The organism is Flavobacterium fluviatile, from assembly GCF_010645065.1.
Taxonomy (GTDB): domain Bacteria; phylum Bacteroidota; class Bacteroidia; order Flavobacteriales; family Flavobacteriaceae; genus Flavobacterium; species Flavobacterium fluviatile.
Map to the genome: position 1 here is coordinate 194,051 of NZ_JAADZW010000003.1, position 12,014 is coordinate 206,064.

General features: G+C 35.6%; 8 protein-coding genes. 5 read left to right on the forward strand and 3 right to left on the reverse strand.

The window, feature by feature from the left end; genetic code table 11:
* Positions 1–63 precede the first annotated feature (63 nt).
* Entirely contained in the window at positions 64–747 is a 684-nt protein-coding gene (locus tag GXM17_RS06600; protein ID WP_167522114.1) for a ComF family protein, read from the forward strand.
* 3 nt (positions 748–750) lie between these two features.
* Here GXM17_RS06600 and GXM17_RS06605 read toward each other — a convergent pair whose 3' ends face one another.
* Positions 751–3,414, reverse strand: a complete 2,664-nt coding sequence (locus GXM17_RS06605; protein WP_163398506.1) for a reprolysin-like metallopeptidase — start codon at positions 3,412–3,414, stop codon at positions 751–753.
* Between the two features lie 197 nt (positions 3,415–3,611).
* Between GXM17_RS06605 and GXM17_RS06610 the strand changes: the two genes are divergently transcribed.
* From GXM17_RS06610 to GXM17_RS06625, 4 genes are all read left to right on the forward strand, one after another.
* Positions 3,612–4,541 (forward strand): bifunctional riboflavin kinase/FAD synthetase, encoded by a 930-nt coding sequence (locus GXM17_RS06610; protein ID WP_163398507.1) that lies wholly within the window; start codon positions 3,612–3,614, stop codon positions 4,539–4,541.
* Between the two features lie 119 nt (positions 4,542–4,660).
* Complete coding sequence (locus tag GXM17_RS06615) at positions 4,661–5,098, forward strand: hypothetical protein (RefSeq protein WP_163398508.1); 438 nt, start codon at positions 4,661–4,663, stop codon at positions 5,096–5,098.
* Positions 5,099–5,270: 172 nt separating this feature from the next.
* Positions 5,271–6,359 carry a biotin synthase BioB gene (gene bioB, locus GXM17_RS06620; RefSeq protein WP_163398509.1) on the forward strand — a complete coding sequence of 363 codons (1,089 nt, stop codon included), beginning with the start codon at positions 5,271–5,273 and terminating at the stop codon, positions 6,357–6,359.
* 243 nt (positions 6,360–6,602) lie between these two features.
* Positions 6,603–7,472, forward strand: a complete 870-nt coding sequence (locus tag GXM17_RS06625; RefSeq protein ID WP_163398510.1) for a cupin-like domain-containing protein — start codon at positions 6,603–6,605, stop codon at positions 7,470–7,472.
* Here GXM17_RS06625 and GXM17_RS06630 read toward each other — a convergent pair.
* On the reverse strand, positions 7,469–11,314 hold the full coding sequence (locus tag GXM17_RS06630) for a T9SS type A sorting domain-containing protein (protein WP_244307346.1): 3,846 nt from the start codon (positions 11,312–11,314) through the stop codon (positions 7,469–7,471). The two genes, GXM17_RS06625 and GXM17_RS06630, sit on opposite strands and share 4 nt — an antisense overlap.
* Positions 11,315–11,474: 160 nt before the next feature.
* Positions 11,475–12,014, reverse strand: a 540-nt coding sequence (locus GXM17_RS06635) for a T9SS sorting signal type C domain-containing protein (RefSeq protein WP_163398511.1), incomplete at its 5' end; no start/stop codon positions are given.

The window sequence follows — 12,014 nt, forward strand, 5'->3', positions numbered from 1 at the left end:
AAACGATACATCACTTCATTTTCTAAGTCAATTATTCTATATTTATTCAAAAAATACTTACAAATGATTGAATCCATAAAGAATCTGTTTTTTCCCAAAGTTTGTGCCAGCTGCCATTCCATTTTAATGAGTAATGAAAATGTATTATGCACCAGCTGCCGTCATGAAATGCCTTTGACACAATATTACTTAGATGCTAATAATGAGGCAGTCAAAAAGTTTTATGGAAAAATTGAAGTTGAACATGCATCGGCTTTTTTGTATTTCAACAAAAAAGGAATTGTTCAGGAACTGATACATAATCTGAAATATAGAGGATACGAAGAAATTGGTACAGTTCTGGGAGACTGGTACGTAGAAGACTTAAAAAACATTCAGACAAAAACACCTTTTGATGTTGTAATTCCCGTTCCGCTGCATCGAAAGAAATTCCGGGAACGCGGATACAATCAGGTAGCTGCTTTTGGAAATGCTTTATCAAAAGGACTGAATATTGGCTATGACGATACTGTTTTGTTTCGGAAGAAATATTCTAAAACCCAGTCTAAAAAGAATCTTCTCGGTCGTTCAGAAGGAATAGAAAATGTATTTGATGTACATATTTCAGAAGAATATTGTAACAAACATTTTTTACTTGTTGACGATGTACTCACAACCGGAGCTACATTAGAAGCCTGCTCACGGGCATTACTCAAAATTCCGGGAGCAAAAATCAGCATTGTATGTATGGCAATGGCTAATTCTTAAAATTTAGTTTACAAGAATCTTTTTGACAAATTTTTTACTACCATTAATTATGGTTACTAAATACAATCCAACGGCTGACTTTTTTAGTTGGATATTCTGATTGAAATAAGGCGCCTTGCCAAAAGTTTCATCATGTACTTTTTGGCCCGGGATATCATGCACTAATACTTGTACTTCTTTAGTAGGATCACATTCAAACTGAATATTAAAATTACCTCTGTTTGGGTTTGGATATAGTGCAAAATCTACACTTTCAAATTCAGAATCATCCAATGTAAATGTTTGACTGCAAATATTTACCGTTGCTGAATTTATAGTTCCGAAACGTCCGGAAACAGCATCACGAACCTCAAATTTCCAGATGCCCTGAGGATTTTCCTCTTTGAAAACGCTTAAAAATTCTGCCGGTATTACAATCTGACTCGTTGTTTTAGAACAATCTAAAACAGCTCCAGAATCGTCATATTCGAGTATTAACGACGAATTAATGCTTTCACAATTTTTATCAAACAATTTTACAACAGTTCCCTGTGGATTTACTATTTGAATTTCTAAATCTGAAAACCTTTCATGTGTTACATTAACTGACACATTTACATCAGAAACCATCCCTGTGGAAGCAGGAACATTTACTGTTTTTGTTGTAAAAGCAGATCCAAAAGGAATACTAAAGGAGCTTCCAAAACTATAAGAATTACAAGTTGTTGCTGAAGTATAACCTATAGCAAAAGGACTTGTATTTAAAGCATAATAAATATTAGCTACAGGTTCAATTAACAGCCTGCAATTTGTAGCTGTAATATCTGTAGGAACTGTTATAGTATGCGAACCATCATTTGGTGTATTTGAAGCCAGGATTACAGGAAAAGTCAAACCTCCGTCTGTAGATAATTTAATATTTACATTATCAGAACCTGCTAATGTGCTGGTGTTTTTTACATCCCAGGTTATGGTCTGAAAAGAATTTTTTTGCCAGCCAATATCATTGGTGTTTTGCGAGGTTACTGCAAAGGGACCAGCAGCAGCATTTACCCTAACAACCATATTGTCACTATTGATCTGAGGTATTGCCAGAACTGGATTATCTCTTGCTGTCAGGGAAAAATGCAAATCTCTTCCTACAGATGAAACTGATTCCCATGTTGTCGTTAATCTATTTTGCAATACTGAACTAAAGCCTGGCATATATCGAACTGCAGAGCTTGTTGGCGGAAGAGAACGAAACAATGGTCCATCAGGTTTTGATGGCCTCGCAATACTATTATCGCCGGATGCCGTGGTAGCACTATCATTTTGTTCCCATGAATAAGTAACAGTATCACCATCCGGATCAGATCCTGTTCCGGTTAATATAAATGGGGTATTAATCGGAATAATATAATCCGGACCTGCAATAACACTCGGAGGGTTATTATTTATTGGTGTACTAACCGGGCATGATTTAGTAGCAAGATTATTCTGGATTTGTAAAATACTTGTATAAGCGAAATAATCATCAGAACTGTTTTGAATATCATAATCATCCGTTACTCCTGCGTACCCCATAATAGTCGAACCGCTTCCCGGTTCGACATTTGTTCCGGTTCCTTCAATTTCGTAAGAAAAAGTATGAGTAGCTCCTAACTGATGTCCCATTTCATGAGCAACAAAATCGATATCAAACGTATCTCCCTGAGGAACTCCATTGGAAGGAGAAGTAAAAGCACTACCTTTAGCATTCCCATCCGTCTCTGAAACCGGATTATCACAAACACAACCTATACAGCCCGCATCTCCTCCTGAACCTGTACGCCCAAATAAATGCCCAATATCATAATTATTGCTTCCAATAACATTTGTTAATGTCCTTTGCACTTCAAGATTCCATGCTCCATTGGCACCTTGCGCTGCATTAGAATAAGGATCTGCAGCTGCATCAGTGTAAATAACATCTAAATTATTCGCTATTAAAGTTAATTGTACAGCCAAATCTTTATTAAAAACCGCATTTACTCTTGTCATCGTGGCATTCATTCCTGCTAATGCTCCTGCTTTTGTACCCCCAAAAAATGCAGTGTATTCACCAGTACATGATAATGCAAGCCGAAGTGTTTTTAAAGTTTTAGTATTAGATGCTGTTTTTGCTGTTTTATCCAAAGCCTTTTGGGTATGATCGTCTTTTGTCTTACAAATTAGAGATTTTGAAGTATCCTTATTTATAGATGTAAATAATACGTATTCCGATTTATTTTCTGGATTTTGCTCTATAAATTCAGTTGCCCTGTCTGCACGAAGAATCATAGTCTGAACACCTATTGGTGCAACACTAAAATGAATTTTTGCGGTTTTGTCATCCAATCCGGTTCCTTGATAGGCTCTTATTTCAGGATATTTTGCTTGTAGTTCAGGATCAAAATTAGAAGACTCCCAAACCATAAATCGCTCTAAAACTCCTTCAGCATTTGGAACTGTGATTTCAGATACACCACTTTTTGATTTTTTGCCTGAAACTGCAATTTTCTGAGTAAAAAGATTTTCATTCAGTTTGTAATATAACTTGCTCTGACCAACATCGCTACCGGCTTTTTTAGCCGAAACCGAATTTACTTTCTCCCAAAGAACATTTGTCTGGGCATGAGCCGTAATACAACAAAAAATAAAAAGCAGGATTAGTAGCTGTTTTTTCATAATCAAGAGGTTATTTAGAGAATCAAAATTAAATCAATTAAGTTGAATTCTTCCCTATTATCGGCAGATATTTATTTCGCATCGACGAAATACTCCTTTTTCACAAAAACCAAACGAATCAAATTAAAAAATCAATTCAGGTTAGTATCAGATTTAAAATAGATAGTATAAATTTGCAGCATCTTAAATAATTTGTTTTGAAGGTCTTTCATTCTATTAACGATTTCCACTCTACCAAGAAAACCATTTTAACTCTTGGCACTTTTGATGGCGTGCACATTGGTCATAAAAAAATTCTGGAAAGAATTACTCAAAACACTGAAGACGGAAAATATGAAAGTCTTGTCCTTACCTTTTTTCCACATCCCAGAATGGTACTTCAGGAAAAATCAGAGATCAAACTTTTAAATACAATTCCCGAAAAATCCAAACTTCTGGAAGCCACCGGAATTGAAAACCTTGTTATCCATCCATTTAACGACAGCTTTTCAAGATTGACCGCCGAAGAATTTGTACATTCTATCTTAGTAGATCAGTTTCAAATTCATAAAATAATTATTGGCCATGACCATCGTTTTGGAAGAAACAGAACCGCCAATATTGATAATCTGATCGCTTTTGGAGCTGAATACGGTTTTGAAGTGGAACAAATTTCGGCTCAGGAAATCCAGGACGTTTCAGTAAGCTCGACAAAAATCAGAAAAGCACTTCAGGACGGGAATATGAATTTAGCCAATGAATATCTGGGATACGCTTACTTTTTAACCGGTGAGGTCGTAAAAGGAAAACAACTGGGAAGAACAATTGGTTTTCCAACAGCTAATATCCAGATCGAAGAAGAATACAAACTGATTCCGAAAAACGGTGTTTATGTTGTGAAGACTTTTATTGATCAAAAAGAAGTTTTCGGAATGATGAACATTGGTTTCAATCCAACTGTAAACGGCCAGAAACAAACTATCGAAGTAAATCTTTTTGATTTTGATGCAGACATTTATGGACAAAAACTGGAGATTTCACTACTAAAATATCTTCGTGAGGAACAAAAATTTGGTTCTGTTGATTTACTGAAAGAACAGATAAATCTGGACAAAAAGACAGCTTTAGAATTTTTGAACCAGTTGTAAAAACTCCAATAATATACTTTTCGTTATTTTTAAAAACATCGTATTTATTTTTTTAGTAAATTTAATACACTTTACTGAATACCAAATATTTACTATTAACCTCTTTAAAAATAACCATCATGAAATTACCAAAAGAAATTGTCAACGGATCTTTAATATTCCTTGGCATCGGCATTTATTTTTTATTGATGAATGTATTAGGTTTAGCCGATTTGTTCTATTTGCGTACCCTGAATGTATTTTTCATCTTTTATGGCGTAAACAGAACCATGCTGATGAATCTTCACGAAGGAGAAACTAATTTTGTATCAAACGCTGTTTCTGCAATGGCTACTTCTGTCGTTGGTGTTTCGATGAGCGTTTTTGGTCTGTTAGTTTACAGTTATGCAAGAGGCGGAGATGCTTATGTTGAGTCTTTGTCCCAAGCGTTTATGTTTGGAGGAAACCCTTCGGTACCCACTTATTGTATTTGTTTATTGTTTGAAGGACTTGCATCTTCCGTTATTGTTACTTTAATGATGATGTTATACTGGAACAACAAATATATTGCTGATTAATTTTTCAGATAAAATCTATTATTTAAGCACTTTAAAACCATAGAATTTTATTTTTTTATGATTTTAAAGTGTTTCTTTTTTGAAAATACCTGTCAAATATTCATTTACAGCAATCAGCATTGGTTGATTAGAACAATTTAACTACTTTTGAAGCTTCAAAAACAATGTATCAATGAGCATTACAAAACACAACTGGACCAAAGACGAAATAATCGCCATATATAACAAACCTATGATGGACTTGCTGTATGAAGCAGCAACAATTCACAGACAAAAACACGATCCGAACGTAGTTCAGGTATCTACTTTACTATCTATTAAAACCGGAGGATGTCCGGAAGATTGTGGATATTGCCCACAGGCTGCACGCTATAACACAGGTGTTGAAGGAAATGATTTAATGAGTGTAAGCCAGGTAAAAGCTCAGGCTTTGCGTGCAAAATCCAGCGGTTCATCCCGTGTTTGTATGGGTGCTGCCTGGAGAAACGTAAAAGATGGTGAAGAATTTGATCAGGTATTGGAAATGGTCCGTACCATCAATAAACTGGACATGGAAGTTTGCTGTACTCTGGGTATGATTACCGAAAATCAGGCGCAGCGTCTGGCAGAAGCAGGTTTATATGCCTACAACCACAACTTAGATACTTCTGAAGACTATTATAAAGATGTTATTTCGACACGTGCATTTGAAGACCGTCTGGAAACTATCGAAAATGTCCGTAAAACCAATGTTACGGTTTGCAGCGGAGGAATTATCGGAATGGGAGAAAGTATTGAAGACAGAGCCGGAATGCTTGTCGCACTTTCTACTTTAAATCCGCAACCGGAATCAGTGCCAATTAATGCTCTGGTAGCTGTTGAAGGTACTCCGATGGAAGATGAAAAACCGGTTGAAATCTGGGAAATGATCCGTATGGTAGCCACAACCAGAATTGTAATGCCGGAAACTCAGGTTCGTTTATCTGCAGGGAGAACCAATATGAGCCGAGAAGGACAGGCAATGTGTTTCTTTGCCGGTGCCAATTCTATTTTTGCAGGAGATAAATTGCTTACGACTCCTAATCCGGATGTTAATGAAGACATGAAAATGTTTGAAATGTTAGGACTAATTCCGCAAAAACCTTTTACAAAAGTATCTCAGCGAAAAACAGTTGAAGCAGCAGATTCTCAATTTGCATCATTAGGTGAAAAACCAAAATGGTCAAGACCCGGACATACTATCGAAAGAAACCTTGAAGCTTCCGGAAAACTAAACGTTTAAATTTTTTTTCCAACTCATACAAAAAATGCTTTTGATAAATTATTTCAAAAGCATTTTTTTATTCTAATCATCTTTATTTCTCTCCACTATCCCTCTTCAAGATCAGTATTTTATTTTAGTTTTATTAAATCGTTATTTTTCAATTAAGTTAAAAATTTAAGCAATAAAGCACATAAGTCTCACCAAATATTTTTAAATTGGCTATAACACAGACTTATAAGCAATTTTTTTTTATTTATAGAAATGAAGTTAAAACAAATTGAAAGGGTAAAAAGAATCTCAAAAAACGATTTTATTTCCCAATATGTAAAAAAACAAATACCGGTTGTAATTGAAGAATTGACAGAGGACTGGCCAGCTTATCACAAATGGAAACTATCTTATATTAAAGAAATTGCAGGTGAGAAAACAGTTCCGTTGTACGATGACAGACCGGTTAATCATGAAGACGGATTCAATGAAGCTCATACTACAATGAAAATGAGCGATTATATCGATCTGCTTGAAAGAAAACCAACTAATTATCGCATTTTTCTTTATAACCTGATGAAAGATGTTCCGACCCTGAAAAATGATTTTTTGTGGCCTGATATTGGATTGAAATTAGTCAAACAAATGCCAATGCTCTTTTTTGGAGGAGAAAACTCAAAAGTCTTCATGCACTTTGATATTGATTACTCTAATATTCTGCATTTTCATTTTCATGGCGAAAAACAATGCATGATTTTCCCGCCTGACCAGTCAAAATACATGTATAAAGTGCCTCATGCTTTAATTTCGAGAGAAGACATAGATTTTGACAATCCGGATTATGAAAAATTTCCTGCCCTGAAAAATGCTGAAGGATACATCACCAATTTAAAACATGGTGAAATGTTATATATGCCTGAGGGATACTGGCATTACATGAAATATCTGACTCCCGGATTTTCTATGAGTTTACGTTCTTTTCCTAAAAATATTACCAACTTGTCGAAAGCGGCTTATAACGTCTTTATCATGCGACATTTTGATATTCTGATGCGAAAATTTAAAGGACAAAAATGGATTGACTATAAAAATGAAAAGGCAATTCAGAATACACATGAAAATCTGCTTAAAAAGGCCAGTTAATACATTATTTTCTTAGTTACCAGGCTATTTTCAGTCTTTATCTTAAAAATCAGAATCTGATTTTTTGGTTTTAAACCTGATATTGTTATTGAATTTTGATGTGCATTCTGTTCCGTTATCAATTTGCCTGAAAGATCATAAATCTGAACTTTTTGAATATTTGATTCAATTGATTCTATGACTAAAAGCCCTTTCTTTTGAAAAATTGAAAGGGCGTTTTTGTTTAGTTCAACATCATTTACATTTAATTTTTTATCAGAAAATTTCAAAACAAAGCGGTCATTAAAAATTCCCTTTTTAGCTGAAAATACATAGGGTTCCTTTTTTAAATCATGTAAAATCATTTTGTCCTTATCTTCAATATAAATCGATTGGCCAGTAAAATTCTCATCAAAATGATCTATGCTAATCGTAAAATTTCCATTGATTTCAGTTTTATATCCCAGTACCACTTCATCTGACTCTTCAAAAGGAGACATTCTGCCTTGTATAGTCCAGTTCTTTCCATCATTAAAACTATAAAAGTCAATATACTTGTTTCCGTTAAACGATTCGCCGTCAAAAGGCAAATCGTAACCGTTTGTTGCTCCTTCGATATAACCAATTAAAAGCTGTTTAAATGCATTTTCTTCATTGGTTAGATTGAGCCAGATTCTGCTTTTTTCTGGTTTCTTCTTTTTTTCGGAATACTTTCCTGGTTTAAAAAAGTGTGAATTCTGTTCCATAATTCGCATCTTATTTTCAAATTGCACTTCCCCGGCAGTTAAACTTTGGACAAAAAATGATTGTGCAGAAGCAATTTTCCCGTTAGGTAAACTTTCATTTTCACCAGAAGAAAGTGCTCCTCTTGTTCCTACTCCTCCCAATACATTATAAACAGCGTAATCTGCCGAAGCGTATTTATTATTAGCAAATGGTGTGTTGTGGGTCCAGAAGTAAAGTGTTCCTTTAATAACCCCCAAATTATTTTCCAAAAAAGCATCAGCATCAAGTGCTGAAGGATATGGATTGCCTATTAAGTTGAAACTATCAGCATTGCCAATAAAGGATTTTATTTTTCCGTTATTTGGGATTCCTTTAAAAACCGCTTCATATTTTTCAGGAACTGTAACTGAGAAATTCTGTGGTCCGCGAATAATATAACCCTTTCCCAGATTCATAATTGTTGATGGGATTTCCTCTTTCCAATCATTTACTTCAGGATCAAAAGAGAAAAATTTATCCGGCAATGTATTAGGAGAAACATCATTCAATTTATGATTTTCAACCGGAGAAGACCAATACGTATAATCGAACTTTCGAACAGGAGAAGTTTTCCGTTTAAGATGAATAATACCTGTATTTACCATTTCATCATCTGATTGGTACAAAGATGCAGTATCTTCTAAAATCAAAATTCCGGATCCTGAATAATTAAAGCTCAGTCCTAAAGTTTTTCCGCCAGAAACTGTCACTCTCTTGCCTGAGCTGATACTACAATTACATGCATTTGCTGAAGCTGAAAACAAATAATCCTCTTCAAAAATTAATTCTTTTCCGTCAGATGGAAATCCATTTGACCAATTTGCACCATCCCATTTTGAACTATTAGTACATAATTTCAAACGGGCAATCCTGTGTTTGGCAACTCCTGAAACCGAATTAAAATTACCTCCAATAAGGAGTTTATGATCACCCGTAAATGCCATGGTGTATAAAGTACTGTTTAGATTTGCGCTGAATGATGTATCTATATTTCCATTTGATGAAAGTCGCACTAAGCGTAAAACTGTCGTGCCGTTATAAATTCCGGAAAAACCACCACCTGCTAAAATTCTGTCATCTGGCTGTATCAGAATACTTCGAACATCACTGTTGCTGAAACCGGTTCCTGAATCAAAAGTTGCGTCTAAAGTTCCGTTTGGATACAATCTCAAAATTCGTTTACTGGAAATTCCATTATAATTTAAAAAAGAACCGCCCACTATAATTTTGCCGTCGGACTGCAATCCTAAAGTATATACGTTTTTATCAAATCCTGTTCCTGTTGAGAAACTGGTATCAATACTTCCGTCTGCATTTAATCGTATTAGTCTGGAATGGACTGTACCATTAAACGTACCAAATCTTCCTCCTAAGATAATTTTACCATCCGGCTGGAGCATAATTACATCGATGGTTCCGTCTGCACCTGAAACAGTATTAAAACTGCTATCAATGGTTCCGTCCTCCAATAATCTTATGACATGCCCCACAGTAACACCATTATATTTTGTAAAACTTCCGGCAACTACTATCTTCTGATCCATTTGAACAGCTACTGAAAATACCTGTCCGTTGCAGCCACTTCCTGAAAAAAAACTGCTATCTAAACTACCGTCCGCAAGAATCCTGGCAATACGGTTGCAAATTGTATTATTATAAGTGGTAAAACCTCCTCCTATAATAATTTTACCATCTGTCTGTGACGCTGCAGTTTTTATTACATTATTAGCTCCCGCCTGAGCGATATTAAAAGTTACATCCAAATCACCATTCGATAAGAGTCGGGCAATTCTGGAAGAAGGTGTTCCATTAAATCTGGAAAAATTACCAAAAATCATTGTTTTATTATCAGACAGAGGCAGGACTTTTAAAACTGAATTGTCAAAACCAACGCCCGCCGACAGGTACCCGATATCATGAACTCCGTTGGTATCAATTTTGGCCAGCTTTCCTTGATTTTGTGAATCAAAAACTGAGAACGAACCTCCGACAAACCAATAGCCATCTGATGAATTACTTAAAGCTAAAACTGATGCCGAAGCCGGACCAGAACCCATATCAAAATCACTTTTTTTAGTACCGTCTGCATTTAAAAACAGTAATCTGTTTACGGCTGATCCATTGTATAAATCTGTAAACGAACCTCCTGCCATAATATTTCCTGACGAGTCTATTTTTATAACATGAACCGCACCGCTACTCAAACCTGTCCCTGATAAAAAAGATGAATCTATTGTTCCGTCTGCATTCAGTCTGATAATTCTGTTTGATGCTGTTCCGTTGTAAGCTGTAAACTCCCCTCCTAAAATAATTTTGCCATCTGGCTGTAAAACCATTGCGTTGGTATCATTATCAAATCCGGTCCCTGTAGTAAATCCGGCATCAATACTTCCGTCAGGATTGAGACGTATGATTTTATTAGCATCGACACCATCAAATTTTATAAAGTTACCCGCAAGTATAATTTTGCCATCCGGCTGGATCAATACTGAATTAATGTTTGCAGGAGCTCCAGATCCTGTATCGAAAGAAGTATCTAAATTTCCGTCAGGCAGAATTCTGGCAATCCGGTTTACGGTGATTCCGTTATATTTTGTAAAACTTCCGGCGATAATAATCTTTCCGTCCGCCTGCAATGCAATCTGGCTGATAATTCCTGTCGTTGCAGCCACCTGCGTATTGAAAGCCATATCCTGCGAACCATCACTATTCAAACGAATTAACCGACCAGCACTTACACCATTAAAACCCGTAAAATTACCTCCAACAATGATTTTACCGTCTGGCTGAATACAGGAAGCATATATTTTGCCGTTAAAACCTGAACCAGTATCAAAATCCGGATCAACTGTTCCGTCAATTTTCAATCGGGTTAAATACAAAAGTGGTTTTCCGTTAAAACTCACAAAATCTCCCCCAACGATTAAGCTTCCATCCTCTTGCAATGATAAAGTTCTGACTGCATTATTAAAACCGTCTCCATTAAGCCCGTCATCATAGGCATTAAAATTTGTGTCTAATTTACCCTGCTGGGCATTATGATGAGTAGATAAAAAGCAAACAAGAATTATAACAAACAAGTGTAGTTTTGATTTCAAAATAAGAAGATAGATTAGGGTTAATTTTGATTATTGCAATTAATAAGAATTTACATGCAATTTATAATTATACCTAACCTGTTACAATACCCACATTTAGGGATTTTAAAAAAAAATCCGATAACTTTCGTCATCGGATTTTTCGTTTTGTTTCGTTGTATTATTTGAAGATAACTTTTTTGGTCGTCTGGTAGCCATTATCCAGAACTACTTTCACCAGTAAAACCTGTTGGGCAAATGAAAGGTTTTGCATAATCAGCTGAAGATTATTTACATTATCCCTGGTATATAATAGCTTACCCGAAAGATCATAAAGAAACACCTTCTCGATGTTTTCTGCTGTCGAATTTACTGTAACTGTCTTGTTTTGAGCTAAAACCGACACAGCATCTTCTGTTGTTTCAAAATCTCCTGTTCCTAAGGTATTGTTTTTATAACGCAGCACAAAACGGTTTTTGAAAGTTCCTGCCTTGGTAGTAAAAGTATAGTTTTTGGCTGTCAGTTCGCTTATTGTGCCTAGTTGCTTGTCTTCCAGATAAACTCTCTGTGTCGCCAGATTACCATCGGCCTGATCGATTGCAATGGTAAACTCACCCGCAATTGTAGAACGGTAACCCAAAGGAACTACATCAGCATCGGTGAATGGAAGGGCACGTCCCTGGATAGTCAGGTCGGAAGCTTCATTAATACTATAGAAATC

What these genes read in the sequence shown, in the direction of transcription:
- GXM17_RS06600 (WP_167522114.1), top strand. Translation starts at nt 64, where the DNA reads ATGATTGAATCCATAAAGAATCTGTTTTTTCCCAAAGTTTGTGCCAGC.
- GXM17_RS06605 (WP_163398506.1), bottom strand. Translation starts at nt 3,414, where the DNA reads ATGAAAAAACAGCTACTAATCCTGCTTTTTATTTTTTGTTGTATTACG.
- GXM17_RS06615 (WP_163398508.1), top strand. Translation starts at nt 4,661, where the DNA reads ATGAAATTACCAAAAGAAATTGTCAACGGATCTTTAATATTCCTTGGC.
- bioB (WP_163398509.1), top strand. Translation starts at nt 5,271, where the DNA reads ATGAGCATTACAAAACACAACTGGACCAAAGACGAAATAATCGCCATA.
- GXM17_RS06625 (WP_163398510.1), top strand. Translation starts at nt 6,603, where the DNA reads ATGAAGTTAAAACAAATTGAAAGGGTAAAAAGAATCTCAAAAAACGAT.